This window comes from Tessaracoccus oleiagri, from assembly GCF_900103275.1.
In the GTDB taxonomy this organism is placed as follows: Bacteria; Actinomycetota; Actinomycetes; order Propionibacteriales; family Propionibacteriaceae; genus Arachnia; species Arachnia oleiagri.
In genome coordinates, this window is record NZ_FNGP01000002.1 from 81,813 (window position 1) to 100,960 (window position 19,148).

At 70.6% G+C, this 19,148-nt stretch carries 21 protein-coding genes; 1 reads left to right on the plus strand and 20 read right to left on the minus strand.

Going from position 1 to position 19,148, the window contains the following annotated elements; translation table 11 throughout:
- From trmD to rpsP, 4 genes are read right to left on the minus strand one after another with little or no spacing between them, the layout of a single operon-like run.
- Positions 1 to 699 carry a tRNA (guanosine(37)-N1)-methyltransferase TrmD gene (gene trmD, locus BLR46_RS05410; RefSeq protein WP_093249720.1) on the minus strand — a complete coding sequence of 233 codons (699 nt, stop codon included), beginning with the start codon at positions 697 to 699 and terminating at the stop codon, positions 1 to 3.
- The gene (gene rimM, locus BLR46_RS05415; RefSeq protein WP_093249722.1) at positions 696 to 1,208 is read right to left on the minus strand and encodes a ribosome maturation factor RimM; all 513 of its coding nucleotides are present in this window, start codon (positions 1,206 to 1,208) and stop codon (positions 696 to 698) included. Before rimM ends, trmD begins: the two co-directional genes overlap by 4 nt.
- A complete protein-coding gene (locus tag BLR46_RS05420) occupies positions 1,208 to 1,456 on the minus strand; it encodes an RNA-binding protein (RefSeq protein WP_093249724.1) in 249 nt (82 codons plus the stop codon). The genes rimM and BLR46_RS05420 overlap by 1 nt, the downstream gene beginning before the upstream one ends.
- 2 nt (positions 1,457 to 1,458) lie before the next feature.
- The gene (gene rpsP, locus BLR46_RS05425) at positions 1,459 to 1,914 is read right to left on the minus strand and encodes a 30S ribosomal protein S16 (RefSeq protein ID WP_093249727.1); all 456 of its coding nucleotides are present in this window, start codon (positions 1,912 to 1,914) and stop codon (positions 1,459 to 1,461) included.
- A gap of 181 nt (positions 1,915 to 2,095) precedes the next feature.
- Here rpsP and BLR46_RS05430 point away from each other — a divergent pair, with 181 nt between their 5' ends.
- Positions 2,096 to 2,464 carry a metallopeptidase family protein gene (locus tag BLR46_RS05430; RefSeq protein WP_093249729.1) on the plus strand — a complete coding sequence of 123 codons (369 nt, stop codon included), beginning with the start codon at positions 2,096 to 2,098 and terminating at the stop codon, positions 2,462 to 2,464.
- 20 nt (positions 2,465 to 2,484) lie between these two features.
- On the opposite strand, the gene BLR46_RS05435 is transcribed toward BLR46_RS05430, so the two are convergent.
- The 16 genes from BLR46_RS05435 to rpmB form a co-directional block, all read right to left on the minus strand.
- Positions 2,485 to 3,732, minus strand: coding sequence for a S49 family peptidase (locus BLR46_RS05435; protein WP_093249731.1), 1,248 nt, complete (start codon positions 3,730 to 3,732; stop codon positions 2,485 to 2,487).
- Positions 3,733 to 3,738: 6 nt separating this feature from the next.
- On the minus strand, positions 3,739 to 4,806 hold the full coding sequence (locus BLR46_RS05440) for an amidohydrolase family protein (protein WP_093249733.1): 1,068 nt from the start codon (positions 4,804 to 4,806) through the stop codon (positions 3,739 to 3,741).
- Between the two features lie 42 nt (positions 4,807 to 4,848).
- Positions 4,849 to 6,411, minus strand: coding sequence for a signal recognition particle protein (ffh, locus tag BLR46_RS05445; RefSeq protein ID WP_093249737.1), 1,563 nt, complete (start codon positions 6,409 to 6,411; stop codon positions 4,849 to 4,851).
- A gap of 74 nt (positions 6,412 to 6,485) precedes the next feature.
- Positions 6,486 to 6,773, minus strand: coding sequence for a GNAT family N-acetyltransferase (locus BLR46_RS05450; RefSeq protein WP_093249739.1), 288 nt, complete (start codon positions 6,771 to 6,773; stop codon positions 6,486 to 6,488).
- A 3-nt stretch (positions 6,774 to 6,776) separates the two neighbouring features.
- Positions 6,777 to 7,967, minus strand: coding sequence for a signal recognition particle-docking protein FtsY (gene ftsY, locus BLR46_RS05455; RefSeq protein WP_245701537.1), 1,191 nt, complete (start codon positions 7,965 to 7,967; stop codon positions 6,777 to 6,779).
- Positions 7,968 to 8,024: 57 nt separating this feature from the next.
- Positions 8,025 to 11,561 carry a chromosome segregation protein SMC gene (smc, locus tag BLR46_RS05460; RefSeq protein WP_093249744.1) on the minus strand — a complete coding sequence of 1,179 codons (3,537 nt, stop codon included), beginning with the start codon at positions 11,559 to 11,561 and terminating at the stop codon, positions 8,025 to 8,027.
- Positions 11,562 to 11,567: 6 nt separating this feature from the next.
- Positions 11,568 to 12,122, minus strand: coding sequence for a GtrA family protein (locus tag BLR46_RS05465; RefSeq protein WP_245701539.1), 555 nt, complete (start codon positions 12,120 to 12,122; stop codon positions 11,568 to 11,570).
- Complete coding sequence (gene mutM / locus BLR46_RS05470) at positions 12,119 to 12,949, minus strand: bifunctional DNA-formamidopyrimidine glycosylase/DNA-(apurinic or apyrimidinic site) lyase (RefSeq protein WP_093249748.1); 831 nt, start codon at positions 12,947 to 12,949, stop codon at positions 12,119 to 12,121. Before mutM ends, BLR46_RS05465 begins: the two co-directional genes overlap by 4 nt.
- On the minus strand, positions 12,942 to 13,679 hold the full coding sequence (gene rnc / locus BLR46_RS05475; RefSeq protein ID WP_342689725.1) for a ribonuclease III: 738 nt from the start codon (positions 13,677 to 13,679) through the stop codon (positions 12,942 to 12,944). The genes mutM and rnc overlap by 8 nt, the downstream gene beginning before the upstream one ends.
- Positions 13,619 to 13,810, minus strand: coding sequence for a 50S ribosomal protein L32 (gene rpmF / locus BLR46_RS05480; RefSeq protein ID WP_093249751.1), 192 nt, complete (start codon positions 13,808 to 13,810; stop codon positions 13,619 to 13,621). Before rpmF ends, rnc begins: the two co-directional genes overlap by 61 nt.
- 15 nt (positions 13,811 to 13,825) lie before the next feature.
- Complete coding sequence (locus BLR46_RS05485) at positions 13,826 to 14,380, minus strand: YceD family protein (protein WP_093249753.1); 555 nt, start codon at positions 14,378 to 14,380, stop codon at positions 13,826 to 13,828.
- Between the two features lie 223 nt (positions 14,381 to 14,603).
- Positions 14,604 to 15,527, minus strand: a complete 924-nt coding sequence (locus BLR46_RS05490; RefSeq protein ID WP_093249755.1) for an asparaginase — start codon at positions 15,525 to 15,527, stop codon at positions 14,604 to 14,606.
- Between the two features lie 22 nt (positions 15,528 to 15,549).
- Entirely contained in the window at positions 15,550 to 16,023 is a 474-nt protein-coding gene (coaD, locus tag BLR46_RS05495; protein WP_093249758.1) for a pantetheine-phosphate adenylyltransferase, read from the minus strand.
- 8 nt (positions 16,024 to 16,031) lie between these two features.
- Positions 16,032 to 16,610 carry a 16S rRNA (guanine(966)-N(2))-methyltransferase RsmD gene (gene rsmD / locus BLR46_RS05500; protein ID WP_093249760.1) on the minus strand — a complete coding sequence of 193 codons (579 nt, stop codon included), beginning with the start codon at positions 16,608 to 16,610 and terminating at the stop codon, positions 16,032 to 16,034.
- Positions 16,607 to 18,808 (minus strand): ATP-dependent DNA helicase RecG, encoded by a 2,202-nt coding sequence (locus BLR46_RS05505; RefSeq protein WP_093249764.1) that lies wholly within the window; start codon positions 18,806 to 18,808, stop codon positions 16,607 to 16,609. Before BLR46_RS05505 ends, rsmD begins: the two co-directional genes overlap by 4 nt.
- A 70-nt stretch (positions 18,809 to 18,878) precedes the next feature.
- Positions 18,879 to 19,064 (minus strand): 50S ribosomal protein L28, encoded by a 186-nt coding sequence (rpmB, locus tag BLR46_RS05510; protein WP_093249766.1) that lies wholly within the window; start codon positions 19,062 to 19,064, stop codon positions 18,879 to 18,881.
- Positions 19,065 to 19,148 lie beyond the last annotated feature (84 nt).

A 19,148-nucleotide genomic window follows, 5' to 3' on the forward strand; every position in this document is an offset into this window, starting at 1 on the left:
TCAGTCGGTGAGGAGCTCCGGGCGCCGGGCCCTGGTCCTCGCGGTGGCCTGCTCGCGCCGCCAGGCGGCGATGGCCGCGTGGTTGCCGCTCAGGAGGATCTCGGGGACGGAGCGCCCGCGCCACAGCGGCGGCTTCGTGTAGTTCGGGTACTCCAGCAGCGCGTCCTGGCCGTCGGAGTGGCTCTCCTCCAGCAGCGACCGGGGGTTGCCGATCACCCCTGGAACCAGCCGCACGATCGCCTCGACCATGGCGAGGGTGGCGACCTCGCCCCCGTTGAGCACGTAGTCGCCGAGGCTGAGCTCGAGCGTCTCGTAGCGGTCGTGGCAGTGGTCGATGACCCGCTGGTCGATCCCCTCGTAGCGTCCGCAGGCGAACACGAGTTGGGACTTGGCGGCGAGTTCGTAGGCGGTGGCCTGCGTGAACGGGCGGCCCGCCGGGGTCGGGATGATGACGGTGAGGGGCCCGTCGGCCGTCGCCTCGACGTGGTCGAGTGCCTCTCCCCACGGTTCGGGCTTCATGACCATGCCCGCGCCACCGCCGTAGGGCGTGTCGTCGGTGGTGTGGTGGCGGTCGTGGGTCCAGGTGCGCAGGTCGTGGACGTCCACGTCGATGATGCCCTTGGCGATCGCCTTGCCCACGAGGCTGAGCGAGAGCGGCGCGAAGTAGTCGGGGAAGATGCTGATGATGTCGATCTTCACTCGACGTCCTCCAGGAGTCCCCCCACGTCGGCGAGCTGGACGTAGCCGCCCTCGACGTCCACGGTCGGCACCAGTGCCGTCACGAACGGGATCAGTCGCTCGTCGTCGCCCATGGTCACGACGAGCAGGTCCTGGGTGGGCATGTGCTGCACCTCGGCGATGCTGCCGACGGCCTCCCCGTCGGCGCGGCGGACCTCGAGGCCGACCAGCTGGCGGTCGAAGTACTCGTCGGGCTCGCTCGGCCGCTCGTCGGCGGGCACATCGACATACAGCCGATCACCGGTGAGCTGCTCGACCGCGGTGCGATCGGCGAAGCCCTTGAACGAGACGACGAGGCGACCCCGGTGCCAGCGCACCGAAGCCACCTCGATGTTCGAACCGCGTTCGAGCCGCAGCGTCGCCCCCTTGGCGAACCGCCGCTCGGGCTCGTCGGTGGTCACGTCGATGAAGACATCCCCACGGATCCCGTGGGCACGCCCGATCCTCCCGACGACGACCTCGACGAGCATCAGCGGCGGCGGGGACGGTCCACGTCGACGAAGTCGATGCGGACCTGTTCCTTGCCGGCCAGTGCGGTGATGACGGTGCGCAGGGCCTGCGCGGTGCGGCCCTGACGCCCGATGACCTTGCCGACGTCGTCCGGGTGGACGCGGACCTCGAGCAGCCGCCCACGGCGGAGGTCCTTGTCGCGCACGGAGACGTCGTCGGGGTTCGAGACGATCCCCGCGACCAGGTGTTCCAGAGCCTCGGCGAGCACTGTCAGGCCTCTTCGGCCGGAGCCTCGGCCTCGTCGGCGGCGGGCGCCTCGGCCGGGGCCTCGGTCTTCGCCTCTTCAGCCTTCTTGCGCGCCTTGGAGATGGCGGGGGCGGTGGCGTCGGAGTCCTCGGCCAGCGCCTTCGCGAACTCGGCCTCGCGGTCGCGACGCTCGGGCTGGGGGTCGATGCCCTCCGGCGACTTGTCGCCGGTGAACTTCTGCCAGTCGCCGGAGCGCTTCAGGATGGCGACGACGGCCTCGGTGGGCTGGGCGCCGACGGACAGCCAGTACTGCGCCCGCTCGGAGTTGACCTTGATCACCGAAGGGTCGTTCTTCGGGTGGTACAGGCCGATCTCCTCGATGGCCTGGCCGTCGCGCTTCTGGCGCGAGTCCATGACGACGATGCGGTAGTGGGGCGAGCGGATCTTGCCCATGCGCTTGAGACGAATCTTGGTTGCCACTGTTGTGGGGTCTCCTCGAGTAGTGAAGTTTGGGGCGGCATGCGCACGTGTGGGGCACGCGCGCCTGCAAACCTGTGGTCCTACCGACCGGACGAGTAGAGGGCTCCGGCCAGAAAGGTGCATCGGATATTGTGCCAGAGTCCCGGGCGTTCGCCTAATGGCGGGCCGGTACGCTCGGCGCATGGACGCGCCGCACTCCCCCGCCCTCGACATCAGCGACGAGGCGTTCGACGCCCTCGTCGAGGAGGCCTTCGACGAGATCCCGGCCCCCCTCCTCGAGAACATCGACAACCTCATCTTCGTCGTCGAGGACGAGCCCGAGGACGGCTCCGACATGCTCGGCTACTACGAGGGCACGGCGCTCACCGAACGCGAGGCGTACGGGTACGGGCAGCTGCCCGACCGCATCGTGCTCTTCAAGGGCCCGCTCACCCGGCTCTGCGGCGACGAGGACGAGCTCTACGACGAGATCGTCGTCACGCTCGTCCACGAACTGGGGCACTACCACGGCATCGAGGAGGACAGGCTCCACGAACTCGGCTGGGGTTAGGCCCCGGGACGTGGGCCGGGTCAGCCGCAGACCGCCGTCAAGGGGCCGTGGTAGGCGAGCACGCTCGTCGGGCCACAGATGGCCTGGCTGAGCGACGGGGTGACCCCGGAGCCCTGCGCGGCGACCGGGCTCTCCCCGTAGATCCGCTCGATGCCGAGCAGGCCGGACCAGAACGACTGCGGGTAGGTGAACGCGTCGACACGCGTGTCGTCGGGGTCGAGGCCTGCCGTCTCCGCGGCGTGCCGGAAGAACTCGTCGCGGCCCATCACGCCGTCGATCAGTCCGTACTCGAGCGACTTGTTGTTGGCGAACATGCCGGCGCCCATCTCGTCGCGGATGGTGGCCTCGTCGATGCCGCGGTGTTCCGCGACGTGGCTCACGAACTGACCGTACTCGTAGTCGAGCATCTCCAGCCAGCGGGTGCGCTCCTCCTCGGTCATGGCGCGGAAGGGGTTGCCGAAGTCCTTGCCCTTACCGGCGGAGAGGTACTCCTGGGTGATGGACTCGGCCTCGATGCCGGCGGTGAGGATGGTGCTGCCGATGGCGGTCACGTTCGTGTACTGCTGGAACGGCCCGGAGAGCACGCCGATGGAGCCCACGAGTGCTCCGTGGTCCGCGAGGATCTCGTCGGCGGTCGCGGTGGCGTAGACGCCGCCGGACGCGGACATGGAGGCGACGTGCACCAGCACCGGCTGACCGGTGCGCTCCTGGTAGCGGGTCACCGCGTCGGCGATGGCCTTGGAACCGGGGATGGAGCCGCCGGGGGTGTTGACCAGCAGCACGAGCCCGGCGCTGTCGTCCGTGGTCAGCGAGTCGATGGTGGAGGCCACCTCGTAGCCGTACGTGCCGGAACCAAGTAGTGCGCCGTCGCTGGAGTCGGCCATGATGGCGCCGGCGATGTCGATGGCCCGCAGCGAGCCCTCGGCGTCCGGGTCGCCCCAGATGGTGGCGACCTCGGTGGCCGCCACCCCCGCCGGTGTGCTGACGCTCATGGTCGCCAGCGACGCGAGCGCCATGAGGAAGGCGACGATGCTCCCGACCACCATCACGGCGCCCAGCCCGAGCGCGAAGCCCATCCCCGTGCCGAAGCCGCGCCCGAAGCCGCTCCGCGGTTTGGGGGGCGCGGGCGCGTAGCCCGGGCGGGAGGCCGGCGGCGCGGGTTGCTGCCACTGCGGCGTCGGACCGGAGCGGCCGGTCTGCGGGGGTGCGCCCACCTCGTGGGTGCTCTGGGGGAACGAGCTCGGCTTGGGGTCTTGGGGTTCGGACATGGTTCCTTACAGGACTCGGCCGCGCAGGATGCGGTGGGTGGGTCGTCGCAGGGTGGAGAGGTCGTTGCGGGGGTCGGCGTCGAGCAGCAGCAGGTCGGCGCTCGCGCCCTCGGTGAGGTTGTCGGCGCGCAGCCAGTCACGGGCGCGCCACGCGGCGGCGCCGAGAGCGAACTCCGCTCCCCCGAGGTCCGCAAGCGCGTCGATCTCGTCGACGATGCGGCCGTGCGCCACGACGGTGCCCGCGTCGGTGCCCGCGTAGACCGGCACGCCCGCCTCGATGGCCTTCTGGATGGTGAGGTGGCGACGCTCGTGCAGCGCCCGCATGTGGTCGGCGTAGTCGGGGAACTTCGCCTCGCCCTGCGCCGCGTAGTCCGGGAAGTTGTCGAGGTTGATGAGCGTGGGGACGAGCGCCACCTCCCGCTCGGCCATGAGCGCGATGGTCTCCTCGTCGAGGCCGGTGCCGTGCTCGATGCAGTCGACGCCGGCGCGGACGATCTCGGCGACGGACTGCTCGCCGAAGCAGTGCGCCGTGACGCGGGCGCCCTCGTCGTGGGCGACGGCGATGGCGCGGGCGACGACGTCGGCCGGGAAGCTGGGGGCCAGGTCGCCGACGCCGCGGTCGATCCAGTCGCCGATCAGCTTGACCCAGCCGTCACCGTCGCGTGCCTCGTGCCGCACCTGCTCGACGAGCTGCTCCGGCTCGATCTCGTGAGCCAGGTAGCGGATGTAGCGCCGGGTCCGTGCGATGTGGCGGCCGGCCCGGATCAGACGGGGCATCCCGGGGTCCTCCTGGACGAACCGGGTGTCCGACGGCGACCCGGCGTCGCGGACCAGCATGACGCCGGCGGCGAGGTCCGCCCGGGCCTGTTCCTGGGCGGTGGCACGGTCGACCTCCCCCTCGACCCCGAGGCCGATGTGGCAGTGGGCGTCGACGAGGCCGGGCATGGCCCAGACGCCGTCGACGAGCGTGCGGGCCCCCTCGACGGGCGTGAACGTGACGCGCCCGTCGGCGATCCAGAAGTCGACGGGACGGTCCCCGGGGAGGATGGTGGCGCGGACGTGCAACTGCTCCATGGCCCTCACCCTATCGATCGCGCCGCACCCCAGGGGGCGCGGTCAGAGCTTGTTCTGCTGGTCGAACATCTTCTGCAGCTCGGGGGGCAGCTCGAAGTCGTCCATCGACTGCGGCATGGCCTCGGCCGCGGGCTTGCGGTCGAGCCCCAGCGCCCTCATCCGCTCCTGCTCGGCCCGCTTCGCCGGGTTGCCGGAGACGCCCTTGCGGCCCTTGGCCTTCTTCTTCGCCGCGGCCTTCGCGTGCTGGCGACGCCCGCCCATGCCGGGCATCCCCGGCATCCCGGGCATCCCCGGCATGCCGCCGCCGGCCATCGACTCCATCATCTTGCGGGCGTCGACGAACCGGTTGACGAGGTTGTTGACCGCGGAGACCTCGACCCCGGCGCCCTTCGCGATCCGGGCGCGGCGCGAGCCGTTGAGGATGGAGACGTCGTCGCGCTCCTTCGGGGTCATCGAGCAGATGATCGCCTCGATGCGGTCGATCTCGCGCTCGTCGATCTCGTTGATCGCGTCCTTGAACTGGCCGGCGCCCGGCAGCATGCCGATGATCTTCGACAGCGGGCCCATCTTGCGCAGCTGGCGCATCTGGCCGAGGAAGTCGTTCAGGCCGAACTTGTTCTTCCCCCCGAGCAGCTTCTCGGCCGCCTCGCGGGACTGCTCGGCGTCGAAGGTCTTCTCTGCCTGCTCGATGAGCGTGAGCACGTCGCCCATGCCGAGGATGCGGCTGGCCATCCGGTCCGGGTGGAAGAGGTCGAAGTCCTCGAGCTTCTCGCCGTTGGAGGCGAACATGATCGGCTTGCCGAGCACTCGGGCGATGGAGAGCGCCGCGCCGCCGCGGGCGTCACCGTCGAGCTTGGTGAGGACCACGCCGTCGACGCCCACGCCCTCGTCGAACGCCTTGGCGGTGTTGACGGCGTCCTGGCCGATCATGGCGTCGACGATGAACAGCGTCTCGTGCGGGTTCACCGCGGCCTTGATGTCCGCGGCCTGGCGCATCAACTCCTCGTCGATGCCGAGGCGACCGGCGGTGTCGACGATGACCACGTCGTAGAGCTTGTTGCGGGCGTGCGTGATGGAGTCGCGCGCGACCTGGATCGGGTCGCCGACGCCGTTGCCGGGCTCGGGCGCGAACACGTGCACGCCCGCGCGCTCGCCGACGATCTGCAGCTGGTTGACGGCGTTGGGACGCTGGAGGTCCGCGGCGACGAGCAGCGGCGAGTAGTTCTGCGACCGGAGCCAGCGGCCCAGCTTGCCGGCGAGCGTCGTCTTGCCCGCGCCCTGGAGGCCGGCGAGCATGATGACGGTGGGCGGCTGCTTCGCGAACCGGATGCGCCGCGTCTCCCCGCCGAGGATGGCGATGAGCTCCTCGTTGACGATCTTGACGATCTGCTGCGTCGGGTTGAGCGCCTTGGAGATCTCGAGGCCGACCAGGCGTTCCTTGACGGCGGCGATGAACTCCTTGACCACGCCGAGGTTGACGTCCGCCTCCAGCAGCGCGATCCGGATCTCGCGCATGGACGAGTCGACGTCGGCCTCGGTGAGACGCCCCTTGGAGCGCAGGCCCTTGAAGACGGAGGCGAGCCGGTCTTGCAGCGTGTCAAACACTAGGAATTGCCCTTCGCAGATGAATTACCCGGCCAAGGATACCCAGTCCGGTCCCGGCGGGGCCACGCGTGGGATCAGCGGTACCCGAGGTCCTGGTAGTCGCGGTGCTTCGCCATCCAGCCCTTCACGAACGGGCACAGCGGCAGCACCTTGCGCTCCCCCGCCGCGCGGACGTCGTCGAGCGCCCCGCGAACGAGCGCGGACCCCACGCCCCTGCCCTCGAACTCGGGGCCAACCTCGGTGTGGGTGAACGTGATGAGTTCGTTGCTCAGCATGTACTCGGCGTAGCCGGCGAGCTCGCCGTCGAGGTATGCCTCGTAGCGCTTCCGGTCCGCGTTGTTCGACACCTCGACGTCACTCACGAGTCACTCCCCCAGGATGCCGGCGACGAAGCCGTGGGTGTCGAAGGGAGCGAGGTCGTCGACGCCCTCGCCGAGGCCGATGAGTTTCACGGGCACACCCAGTTCGCGCTGGACCTGGACGACGATGCCGCCCTTGGCCGAGCCGTCGAGCTTGGTGAGGACCACACCTGTGACGTCCACGACCTCTCCGAAGATGCGGGCCTGGGTCATGCCGTTCTGGCCGGTGGTGGCGTCGAGCACGAGCAGCACCTCCGAGACCTTCGCCTTCTTCTCGACGACGCGCTTGACCTTGCCGAGCTCGTCCATCAGGCCGGTCTTCGTGTGGAGGCGTCCGGCGGTGTCGATGATGACCACGTCCACGCCCGCCTCGGCGCCCTTGGCGACCGCGTCGAAGGCGACGGATGCGGGGTCGGCGCCCTCATGGCTGCGGACGGTCTCGACGCCGACCCGCTCTCCCCAGGTGGCGAGCTGCTCGGCGGCGGCCGCGCGGAAGGTGTCGGCGGCGCCGAGCATGACCGTCTTGCCCTCGGCGACGAGCACCCGTGCCAGCTTGCCGACCGTCGTGGTCTTGCCGGTGCCGTTGACGCCGACGACGAGCACGACGGCCGGGTTGTCGCCGTCCTTCTCGAGGTTGAGCGTGCGGTCGAGCGTGGGGTCGACGAGCCGCACCAGCTCGTCGCGGAGGATGCCCTTCGCCTGCGCAGGGTCCGAGACGCCGTCGACGGCGAAGTCGCGGCGCAGCGCCTCGGTGAGCTCGGTGGTGGGCCCGACGCCCAGGTCGGAGGCGATGAGCGTGGCCTCGAAGTCGTCCCAGGTGTCCTCGTCGAGCTGGTCCACGGACAGGAGGTCCGCGAGCGCGCGGGCCAAGGCGTTGTTGGAGCTGGCCAGGCGACGTCGCAGCCGCGCCATCCGGGAGCGCGGCGCCTCCGGCTGCTCGACCGCGGGTTCGAGGACCTCGGGCTCGGGCTCCGGCAGCGGCTCCTCCGGCACGGGGGCCGGTTCTGGTCGGCGGTCCTCGATGACCGGGGCCTCCCCCGCCGGGGCGCCCTCCTCGTCAGTGGGCGCCTCGAGCTCGGCCTCCTCGCGGCCTCGCTCGAGTTCCTGCCGGCGGCGGTCACGGGCGACGACGATGCTCGCGGCGACGATCGCCAGGCCGACGAGCGCTACGACTGTCCAGAAAATCCATTGGTCCACGAGCCGCATCCTACCGGTGGCCCGTCACGGGCCCACCGATCCCGGCGATTGCGCGGCTCAGTCGGCGTGCAGGCGCTGGCTGATCACGGTCGAGATGCCGTCGCCGCGCATCGTGACGCCGTAGAGGGAGTCGGCGATCTCCATGGTGCGCTTCTGGTGCGTGATCACCAGCAGCTGGGAGTTCTCGCGGAGTTCCTCGTAGATGCTCAGCAGTCGGCCGAGGTTGGCGTCGTCGAGCGCGGCCTCCACCTCGTCGAGGATGTAGAACGGGCTGGGGCGGGCGATGAACAGGGCGAAGAGGAACGCCACCGCCACCAGCGACCGCTCGCCGCCGGACAGCAGGGATAGCCGCTTGACCTGCTTGCCCGCGGGCCGGGCCTCGACGTCGACGCCCGTGTTCAGCCAGTCCCCCGGCTCCGTGAGCACCAGCTTGCCCTCGCCGCCCGGGAAGAGGCGGGCGAAGACCTCGTTGAATGCCTTCTCGACGTCGACGTAGGCCTCCTCGAACACCTGCTGGACCTTCGCGTCGACCTGCTTGACGATGTCGACGAGGTCCGCGCGGGTCTGCTTGAGGTCCTCGAGCTGCTCGGCCAGGAACTGGTGGCGGGCCGTCATCGCGTCGAACTCCTCGAGCGCGAGCGGGTTGACTCGCCCCAACAGCGACAGATTGCGTTCGGCGGCGCGCAGCCGCTTCTCCTGCTCGGCGCGCACGTATGGGACGGGTTCGGGCTGCTCGTCGTCCTCGGTGAGGGCCGTGCCGTCGTCGCGGGTCAGCACCGGCACCGGGAGGTCGGGGCCGTATTCGGCGACCAGCGTGTCGGGCTCGAGGCCGAGCTCGGAGAGTGCCTTCTCGGTGAGCTGCTCGATGCGCATGCGGTGCTCGATCCGCGCCATCTCGTCGCGGTGTGCCCCGCGGACGACCTCGTCCAGGTGGGCGCTGGCGGCCTTGGTGGCGTGCCGCGAACGGGTGGTGGCGGCCTCCGCCTCGCGCCGGTCCTCGTCGGCGCGGTCGCGTTCGGCGGTGGCCTTCTGCCGGGCGAGCTCGACGAGCCGGGCGAGCTCCTGCGACGCGTCGTGGACGACCTGCGCCACCTCCGCCTCTCGGCGCAGCTGCTCGGCCCGGGCCCGGGCCTTGGCCCGCGACTGCCGTTCGTGCTGCGCGGCGCGCAGCAGCGACTCGGCCCGCCCCGCGACGGCCTTGACCTGCTCCTCGGCGGTGCGCAGCTTCAGCCGGGCGTCCATCTCCTTCTGCCGGGCCAGCCGTGCCTCGACGGCGAGCCGGTCGCGCTCCTCGGGGTCCGGTTCCTGCTCGTCGCCGTCGTCGGAGGCCGCCGCGAGGCGCGCCTCGAGCTCCTGCAGCGACTGCTCGTCGCGCACCCGCGACTCGCGCGCCTGCTCGATGGCCTCGGCGAGGCGCTCGGCCTCCTTCGCGGCGCCGGCCTGGGTCTGTCGGTAGGCGCTCAGCTGGTCCGCGACGGCGGCGAGCTGCGCGTCGGAGGCGTGCAGTTGGGCGAGGGCGTCCTGCTCGTCGGCCCGCGCCGCCTGCAGCGACTCCGCCAGTTGCTCCCGCTCGAACCGGAGCCGGTCGAGGGCGTGGCCCAGGGCGTCGAGCTCCTCCTCGGCCTCGGCCAGTTGTGCGGAGACCTCGATGAGCGACGGCGCCGACGTGGAGCCGCCCTCGACGAGCCAGGCGCGGTAGACGTCGCCGGCGCGGGTGACGGCGGTGAGGTGGCTGCCGTGGACGAGCCGGGCGGCCTCGTCGCCGTCCTCGGCGAGCACCACGTCGCGCAGGAGCCACTGCACGGCCGGCCCGACACCGTCCTTCGTGGTGACGGCCGCGTGGGCCGCCCTCCCGGGGTGCGCGGCCGGGTCTGGCGCGTGCGCGCCGGCCACGACGAGGGGCGCGCGGCCCAGATCGGCCTCGGCGAGGTGGTCCAGTGAGCGTGCGGCGCCGTCGAGCTCCGAGACGACGACGGCCTCCGCCGCGGCGCCGAGCGCGGCGGCGATCGCCGCCTCCCAGCCCGGCTCGACGGTCAGGAAGTCGCTCAGGCGGCCGAGGATGTCGTCGCGGCCGGACTCCAGCAGCGACGCGGAGCCGTCCTTCCGCTCGGTCATCAACCGCAGGGCCCCGACCCGCGCCTCGAGCGCGGCGCGCTCGCGCTGCAACTCGGTCTCGCGCGTCTTCGCGGCCTCCACCGCGGCCTTGGCCTCGTCGAGCCTCGCCAGCGCGGCCTCGTAGGTGGCGTCCAGGTCCGACTCGTCGGCGCCCAGCCCTGCGAGCGACCCCTCGGTCGCGTTGTAGTGGCGGGCGGCCTCCTCGGCGCGGGCGAGCGCCTCGTCGCGGCGGCGGGTGAGCCGGGCCACCTCCTCCTGGGAGGCGTCCAGGCGGGACTTCATGGAGTTGACCTTGCCGGTGAGGCGCGCGAGCCCCTCGCGCCGGTCGGCGACGGCCCGGAGTGCCGCGGAGTAGGCGGCCTCCGCCTCCGCGTGCTGCTTCTCCGCCCCGTTGCGCCGCAGGGTCGCCTCGGTGAGCTCCTCGTGGGCGGCCTCGACGTCGGCGCGCAACCTCGCCTCCCGTTCGCGGACCTCCGCGGCCTCCTTCTCGAGGGCCTCAGGGTCCCTCCCGCCGACGTCGAGCTGCGGCTGGTCCGCGCCCATGCGGGAGCGCTCCGCGGCGATGGACATCGTCGAGTTGACGCGCTCGCGCAGCGCCGCGAGCCCGTACCAGTGCTCCTGGGCGCGGTCGAAGCGCGCCGACGCGTCGCGCAGCGCCTGCTCGGCCTCCTCCTCCGCGGCGGCTGCCGCGCGCACCGCCTGCTCGGCGCGGGTCTTCGCCTCGGCCATCGCGCGCTCGTCGGCGAGGTCCTCCTCCAGGGCCCGTCGGGCCGCGGCGAGGTCATCGGCGAGGAGCCGGGCCTTGGCGTCGCGCAGCTCGGCCTGGATGACCGCGGCCTTGCGCGCGGCCTGCGCCTGGCGGCCGAGCGGCTTGAGCTGGCGGGCGAGTTCGCCGACGAGGTCGGTGAGCCGCTCGAGGTTGGCCTTGGTGGCCTCGAGCTTGCGCAGCGCCTTCTCCTTGCGCTTGCGGTGCTTGAGGACGCCGGCCGCCTCCTCGATGAATCCGCGGCGGGACTCCGGGGTGGCCTGCAGGATCGCGTCGAGCTGCCCCTGACCGACGATGACGTGCATCTCGCGGCCGATGCCGGAGTCGCTGAGCAGTTCCTGCACGTCCAGCAGCCGGGCCTGGGCGCCGTTGATCTGGTACTCGGAACCGCCGGAGCGGAACATCGTGCGGGTGATCGTCACCTCGGAGTACTCGATCGGCAGGGCGCCGTCGGAGTTGTCGATCGTGAGCTCCACCTCGGCGCGCCCGAGCGGGGCCCGCTTCGTCGTGCCGGCGAAGATGACGTCCTCCATCTTGCCGCCGCGCAGCGTCTTGGCGCCCTGCTCGCCCATCACCCAGCTCAGGGCGTCGACGACGTTCGACTTGCCGGAGCCGTTCGGTCCCACGACGCAGGTGATTCCGGGCTCGAACACCATCGTGGTCGCGGAGGCGAAGGACTTGAAGCCCCGCAGCGTAAGTCGCTTGAGGTACATGGCAGGTCAGCCCGCCACCGTCGTGGGCGGCGCCGGATCGTGGTGCCGCACCGCTCGGAACGTCCAGAGCTTGTTGACGACGAAGTTGATCGGCAGCGTCAGGAAGATCGCGATGAGCTGCGCCCAGTACTCGCGCGAGCTGAGGCCGCGCGCCTCGTGGAAGTACGGCTCCGGGAGGTAGAACGGGCTCGAGGGGTTAGTCATCAGCAGCTTGAGCAGCGCGCCGACGAGCATCGCCACGGAGCCGACGGCGAGGAACGGCCAGAACTCCTTCCACCAGCCGGCGTGCCTGCTGGACTGGAAGGTCCACCACCGGTTGAGCTGGAAGTTCCAGACGTTGGCGACGAGGAACGGCACGAACCAGGCCAGCATCGTGAACCGGATGTTCCAGTCGGTGCCGGGGATCGACCAGAGGATCTCCTGGGCGTTGGCCGAACCGCCGTTGAGCTTGTTCATGACGACGTTCACCACCATGTTGACCACCACGCCGGAGCCGCCGACGATGCCGAACTTCACGAGTTGCCCCAGCGAACGCCGGTGTCGCTGGTAGAGCTTCCTCATCGTCGGACCTTCTGACATCTCGGGCAGTAGAAACTGGAGCGGTTCATGAACGGGCTACGGCGGATGGCGGTCCCACAACGAGCGCAGGGCAGCCCCTCCCGACCGTAGGCGTTCAGACCACGTTCGAAGTAGCCCGACTCGCCGTTCACGTTGACGTAGAGCGTATCGAACGACGTGCCGCCGGCGGCGAGCGCTTCGTACATCACGTCGGTGGCGGCGCGCAGGACGGCCGTTGCCTGTCGGGGGCCCAGCAGCGGGGTCGGGGTGTCGAAATGGAGGCGGGCGCGCCAGAGCGCCTCGTCGGCGTAGATGTTGCCGATGCCGGAGACGAGTCCCTGGTCCAGGAGGGCGCGCTTGATCGTCGTGCGGCGGGAGCGGATCGCGCGTGCGACGTCGTGGAGGCGGAAGTCGGCGCTGAACGGATCCGGGGCGATGTGCGGGACGGGGTCGGCGGCGGCGTCGCGGCGCAGTTCGAGGCCGCCGAACATGCGCTGGTCGACGAAGCGGAGCTGGGTGCCGTCGGAGAGGTCGAACAGCGCGCGGGTGTTGCGCGGGAGTTCGTCGTCGGCGCGAGCGACGCGGAACTGGCCGCTCATGCCGAGGTGGATCAGCAGCGCGTCCGGGCCGAGCGCGAGCCAGAGGTACTTGCCGCGGCGGCGCGCGTCGTCGATGCTGCGGCCGCGGAGGTCGGCGACGAAGGCCTCGGGGCCGCCGGGATGCTGGCGCACCGGCCGGGGGTGCAGGACGGTGACCGCGTCGATGGTGCGCCCGACCGCGTGCCGCCGGAGGCCCTCGCGGACGACCTCCACCTCGGGCAGCTCAGGCATCGCCCAACTCCGCCACCGCGGCGGCGGCGGCGATCTGTTCGGCCCTGCGCTTGCTCGGGCCGGTGCCTGTGCCGAGGACGCGACCGTCGACGACGACCTCGGCCGTGAACATCCGGTCGTGCTCGGGACCCTCGAAGGTGATCACGTAGCGCGGGGCCTCCCAGCCGCGCGCGGCGCACCGTTCCTGCAGCGTGGTCTTGTAGTCGGCGTAGTCGCCACGCTCGGCCGCAGCGGCGATGAGGGGGTCGAACACGTCGTGGATGAACGCGGACGCGGCGGGCATGCCGCCCGACAGGTAGAGGCAGCCGATGATGGCCTCCATCGTGTCCGCGAGGATGGAGCGCTTGTCCTTGCCGCCGGTGGCGATCTCACCCTTGCCGAGCTTGATCAGGGGCCCGACGTCGAGCCTGCGGGCGACCTCCGCGAGCGCCACCGAGGAGACGACCGACGAGCGCAGCTTCGCCATCTCGCCCTCGGCGAGGTCGGGGTGGCTGCGGTAGATGTGGTCGGTCACGACGATCTGCAGCACCGCGTCACCGAGGAACTCGAGGCGCTCGTTGCTGGGGATCCCACCGGCCTCGTACGCGTAGCTGCGGTGGGTCAGGGACAACTCAAAGAGCTGGGCGTCGACCTCGACGCCCAGCTCGGTGAATGTGTCCTGCAGTCGGCTCAGGCCTCGACGACCTGGCGACGGCTGCCGCGGGGGCCGTACTGGCCGCACGACGGGCACGCGGTGTGCTGCAGGTGGGGCTCACGGCACGCGGGGTTCACGCAGATGACGGTGGGGACGACGGACGTCTTCCACTGCGAACGACGCGAACGGGTGTTGCTGCGCGACATCTTCCGCTTCGGAACGGCCACGATCTTCTCCTTGGTCTAAATCTTGTTCTGGGTGTCTTCCGACAGCCCTGCGAGCTTCTCCCACCGGGGATCCACCGCGTCAGCGTGGTCGTGAGTCGGATCGTCGTTGAGGTTGACCCCGCATTCGGGGCACAGTCCCAGACAATCCTCACGGCACAGGGGCGTGAACGGAAGGTCGAGCACCACGGCGCCACGGAGCGGTTCCTCGACGTCCACCGTCTCGTCGACGATGAGCTTGTCGTCCTCCTCCACCTCGTGACCGGGGTAGAAGTACAGCTCCTGGAAATCGAAGGTGTCCTCACCGTCGATGTCCGTCAGGCAACGAGAGCACTGGCCGCTGAGTTCGACGTCAGCGGTGCCCGTTGCCAGGACGCCTTCGACAACGGCTTCCAGCCTCAGGTGAAGCTGGACGTCGGAGTCTTCCGGCACTCCGATCAACCCCGACACCAGATCGGCGGGGGCGGGGAGCGTGACATCGAACTCCTTCATCGACCCGGCGCGTCGACCCACCTCGTGCACGTCGAAGACGTACGGTGAGCGGCGATCCGAATGGCGATGTTCAGGCTTCATGGCAGTTTCCCAACTCCTTAGCCGAGCATGACCTCGTAGTTGACCGACCGCCAACTATACGGCCCCCCGCTTGACTTCCCAAAATCGTGGGCCGGCGCCGTCCCAGGTTCCCGCGCCGAGAGCTTCGGCGGTGGCCCCCCTTCAAAGCCGCCAGCGTTCGCCACGTGCACCAGCCATGTAGCGCTGGTGGGCGTGGCGAACGCTGGCGGCTCGGGGATTCGGTTCAGCGCAGCGGCTCCAGCGCCTCGAGGAGCTCCGGGCTGACGACGATCTCCGGCTTGATCCCCTCGACGGTGTGGCCCAGCGCACCCAGGACGGCGAGGGCCACGTCGAACCGGCCGCGACCCATGCCGTCGGACATCTTCACCGCGACCCCGGTGCCGTCGGGGAGGCCGGCGGCGATGATGCCCTCCGCGCCCACCTTGGCGACGAGGCCGGGGACGGAGCGGATGAGCGGCACGGTGGCGTCGGCGGTGCCCGAGACGTACTCCGGGAACTGCCGGTAGGCGTCGGCGACCCTCTTCGCGGCGCCGTGGTCGGCGGCAGCCCAGCGGCCGAAGCCCCGGGCGAGACCGCGCAGCGTCGACGCGAAGGCGGGGGCTGAGCACCCGTCGGTCACGGGCTCGTTCACGACGCCGCAGTAGTCGTTGATGACCTCGCGGATGGCGCGCTGGAGCGGGTGCTGCGGGTCCCTGTAGGTCTCGACGGGCCAGCCGGCGATGCGGCACGTGCGCATCATGGCGGCGTGCTTGCCGGAGCAGTTCTGCGCGAGCGACTCCTTGTCGCGGCCGGAGCGGATCCAGGCGACGCGGGCCGCCTCGTCGAGCGGGAAGTCGGGCGTGTTGACCAGGTCCCCGACGCCGAGCCCGGCCCCGGCGAGGATGCGCTCCACCGCCTCCGTGTGGATCGGTTCGCCGAGGTGGGAGGCGGCGGCGAGCGCCAGCTCGGCCCCGTCGATGTCGAGGCCGTGCTCGACCATCGCGATGGCCTGGAACGGCTTCAGTGCGGAGCGGGGCAGGGTCGGGAAGTCGGGCCGTCCGAGCTCGAGCCGGACCGTCCCGTCGGGAGCGGTGACCGCGATCCTGGCCCTGTGGTGCGATTCGGGTACCCAGCCCCGGTAGATGATGCCTGCTTCGACGTCCTGCATGGCCAACACCCTAGTACGGCGGCTACCTCCCGCGCCTCGCGGTGATGGCCTCGAGCACGTTCGCGGGCACGTAGCCGGAGACGTCCCCGCCCAGCTTGGAGACCTGACGGATGATCGTCGACGACAGGGTGACGTACCCCTTCGAGGCGGGCAGGTAGACGGTCTCGATGCCGGTCAACGACTGGTTCATGTGCGCCTGCTGCAGCTCGAAGTCGAAGTCGGACGCGAACCGGAGACCCTTCACGATCATCGTCGCCCCGTGCTCACGGGCGAAGTCGACGAGGAGGCCGGACAGCGGCTCGACCTTGAGACCCGGAAGGTGGCCCAGCGCGCCGCGGACGAGCTCCATCCGCTGCTCGTAGTCGAACAGGTACTCCTTAGTGGAGTTGGTGCCGACCGCGACGAGGACCTGTCCGAACAGCGCGTGCGCGCGCTCGATGATGTCGACGTGTCCCAGCGTGATCGGGTCGAACGACCCGGCGCACAAAGCAAGCATGTTGTTCCTCACTCGGTCGCCCCGAAGTAGAGCGTCGTCTCACCGTAGCGGCGGGACCAGGTTTCCGTGAACGCGGCGGGCCAGCGCGGCTCCTCGCTGCGCTTCGAGCGCTCCACAACGACGAGCGCCTTCGGCTGCAGCTTCTCCCCCGCGATGAGTTCCTCCAGCACCCGCTCGACCTGCTCCTCGCCCACGTCGTACGGGGGGTCCAGGAACACCAGGTCGAACCGCCCCGTCACCTGGAGCAGTGCGCCCGGCAGCTTGGCGGCGACGACCTCCACCGGCAGCCGGGTAGTACTCGCGTTGCCTCGGATGAGTCGGGCCGTCGGGGCGTCCCCCTCCACGCCGACGACGCGCCTCGCCCCCCTGCTGGCGGACTCGAGCGCGATCGCCCCGGAGCCGGCGTAGAGGTCGAGGACCGCGACCCCGTCGAAGTGCTCGGCCGCGGGCTGCTCGGCGGTGCCGAACCAGCTGGCCAGTGCGGAGAACAGCGCCTCCCGGACCCGGTCGGTGGTCGGCCTGGTGCGGTCGCCCTTGGGCGTCTCGATGCGACGGCCCTTGGCGGCACCGGCGATGATGCGGCTCATCCCTTCTCCAACCATTCCCCGGCGGCGACGCGCTCGGCCTTGGCGATCAGGTCGGCCAGCAGCGGGTCGTCGCCGGCGCGCTCGTCGCGCATGACCCGCTCGGCGAGGCCCTTGGCGTGCTCGATGAGGTCGACGTCGGCGAGTCGTAGGATCTTCAGCGACGAGCCGCCCGACTGCCCGGCGCCGAGGACGTCGCCCTCGCGACGGATCGCCAGGTCGATTTCCGCGAGCTGGAACCCGTCGGTGGAGCCGGCCACCGCGTCGAGCCGCTGGATCGCCGTCGGCTCCTCGCCCGTCAGCGGCGCCATCAGCAGGCAGAGACCCGGGTGGGCGCCCCGTCCGATGCGGCCGCGCAGCTGGTGCAGCTGGGAGATGCCGAACCGGTCCGCGTCCATCACCACCATCACCGAGGCGTTGGGCACGTCGACGCCCACCTCGATCACGGTGGTGGCGACGAGCACGTCGGTCTTCCCAGCCACGAACGCGGCCATCTCGCGGTCGCGCTCGTCGCTGGGCTGCTTGCCGTGCACGATGCCGAGGTTGAGGCCCTTGAGCGGCCCCGCGGCCAGACGGTTCGCCAGCTCGGTGACCGCGGTGGGGCGGCGCTCCCCCTCGACCGTCTTCTCGTCGGGGCTGATCGCCGGGCAGACGATGAAGGCCTGGCGCCCGGCCGCGACCTCCTCGCGGATCCGCTCCCAGGCGCGCTCCACCCACGCCGGGTGCGTGTAGGTGTTGACGAACACCGTCTGCACCTCCGCCCGCCCGCGGGGCCGGTCGCGGAGTTCGGACACGGTGAGGTCCCCGAAGATCGTCATCGCGATCGACCTGGGGATGGGCGTTGCGGTCATCACCAGCATGTGCGGCTTGTTGGCCGCCTTGGCGTTCAGCGCCGCCCGCTGGTCGACGCCGAAGCGGTGCTGCTCGTCGATGATGACCAGGCCGAGATCGAAGAACTCCACCGGGTCCGAGAACAGGGCGTGCGTGCCGATGACGATGCCCGCCTCCCCCGTCACGATCCGGTTGAGCGCCTCTCGCCGCTCGGCCGTCGAGAGCGAACCGGTCAGCAGGGCGACGGACGTCGCGTCGGGATGGGTGCCGAGCATGCCGCCCTGGCCCAGGTCGCCCAGCATCGCGGTGATCGACTGGTAGTGCTGCTTCGCCAGGACCTCCGTCGGCGCGACGAGCACCGCCTGGCCCCCGGCGTCCACGACGGCGAGCATGGCCCGCAGCGCCACGACGGTCTTGCCGGAGCCGACCTCGCCCTGCAGGAGCCGGTGCATCGGCTGGGCGCCGGCCAGTTCCTCGAAGATGGTGTCGCCGATGAGCTTCTGGCCGTCGGTGAGCTCGAACGGCAGCCGCGCGTCGAGTGCGTCGAGGATGCCGCCGGCCCGCCTGGGCCGCGGGGTGGCGGTCTCCGAGGCGAGTGTCGCCCTCCGGTGCGCCATGGCGAGCTGGATGCCGAACGCCTCGTCGAAGCGGAGCCGCTCGATGCCCCGCTCGGCGTGGTCGAGGCTGACCGGCTCGTGCACCTCGCGGAGCGCCTCCTCCAGCGGCGGCACCTGCGCCTCGCGGACCACCCAGTCGGGCAGCGTGTCGCCGTGGATCGTGGGCAGGACCATGGAGATCGTGTCGGCGATGACCCAGGTGGGCAGCTTGCCGGTGGCCGGGTACAGGCCGATCATCGTCGCCCGCTGGGTGACGCGCTGGATGGCGGCCTGCTTCTGGGCCCTGTCGGAGTCCTTCTTGGCGGTGATGCGTGCCCCGTCGAGGATGACGAAGTCGGGGTGCGTGAGCTGGAGCTGGTCGTTGAACTCGCCCACCTTCCCGATGAAGATGCCCCGCACCCCTGGCTTGAGGAGCCCGGCCCAGTAGTCCTTGATCCTGTCCTTCTTGGGCGGGACGAACAGGGTGACGCGGAGCTTCTCGTTGGTGCCGTCGCTCAGGATGGTCTCGACGCGGGTGCGGGCCCCGAACTTGACGTCGGTCCTCTCCACCCTCGCCACCACGGCGACCTCCTCCCCCGGCACGAGGGTCTCGAAGGAGGTCATCTGGCTGCCCGCGATGTAGCGGCGGGGCACGTGCCGCACGAGGTCGTCGACGGTGTTGACGCCGAGCCGGGCGAACTGGGTGGCGGTCTTGTCCCCGACGACGTCGCGAAGGCTGCGGCTGAGATCGCGGTAGATCGGGGTGTGGAACATGCCTGCCAGCCTATCGGGGGAAAAGAAACAGGCGGCCCTGACGGACCGCCTGAGTTTCAGATCGAACGCGTTAGCGCGAGACCTTGCCCGCCTTGAGGCAGGAAGTGCACACGTTGACGCGCTGGGGTGCGCCCTTGATCGTGGCGCGAACGCGCTGGATGTTCGGGTTCCAGCGGCGGTTGGTCTTCTTCTTGGACCAGGGCACGTTGTGCCCGAAGCCGGGACCCTTGGCGCAGATGTCACACACGGCAGCCATCGGAATCTCCTCGGTTAGAACTTGGGTTGTCGCCTGAAAAGACAACCGCACTAATGTAACGCAACGGGCCGGGAATCTGCAAAA

What these genes read in the sequence shown, in the direction of transcription:
- rimM (WP_093249722.1), bottom strand. Translation starts at nt 1,208, where the DNA reads ATGCTCGTCGAGGTCGTCGTCGGGAGGATCGGGCGTGCCCACGGGATC.
- BLR46_RS05430 (WP_093249729.1), top strand. Translation starts at nt 2,096, where the DNA reads ATGGACGCGCCGCACTCCCCCGCCCTCGACATCAGCGACGAGGCGTTC.
- BLR46_RS05435 (WP_093249731.1), bottom strand. Translation starts at nt 3,732, where the DNA reads ATGTCCGAACCCCAAGACCCCAAGCCGAGCTCGTTCCCCCAGAGCACC.
- BLR46_RS05440 (WP_093249733.1), bottom strand. Translation starts at nt 4,806, where the DNA reads ATGGAGCAGTTGCACGTCCGCGCCACCATCCTCCCCGGGGACCGTCCC.
- smc (WP_093249744.1), bottom strand. Translation starts at nt 11,561, where the DNA reads ATGTACCTCAAGCGACTTACGCTGCGGGGCTTCAAGTCCTTCGCCTCC.
- BLR46_RS05465 (WP_245701539.1), bottom strand. Translation starts at nt 12,122, where the DNA reads ATGAGGAAGCTCTACCAGCGACACCGGCGTTCGCTGGGGCAACTCGTG.
- mutM (WP_093249748.1), bottom strand. Translation starts at nt 12,949, where the DNA reads ATGCCTGAGCTGCCCGAGGTGGAGGTCGTCCGCGAGGGCCTCCGGCGG.
- BLR46_RS05485 (WP_093249753.1), bottom strand. Translation starts at nt 14,380, where the DNA reads ATGAAGCCTGAACATCGCCATTCGGATCGCCGCTCACCGTACGTCTTC.
- BLR46_RS05490 (WP_093249755.1), bottom strand. Translation starts at nt 15,527, where the DNA reads ATGCAGGACGTCGAAGCAGGCATCATCTACCGGGGCTGGGTACCCGAA.
- coaD (WP_093249758.1), bottom strand. Translation starts at nt 16,023, where the DNA reads ATGCTTGCTTTGTGCGCCGGGTCGTTCGACCCGATCACGCTGGGACAC.
- rsmD (WP_093249760.1), bottom strand. Translation starts at nt 16,610, where the DNA reads ATGAGCCGCATCATCGCCGGTGCCGCCAAGGGCCGTCGCATCGAGACG.
- BLR46_RS05505 (WP_093249764.1), bottom strand. Translation starts at nt 18,808, where the DNA reads ATGTTCCACACCCCGATCTACCGCGATCTCAGCCGCAGCCTTCGCGAC.
- rpmB (WP_093249766.1), bottom strand. Translation starts at nt 19,064, where the DNA reads ATGGCTGCCGTGTGTGACATCTGCGCCAAGGGTCCCGGCTTCGGGCAC.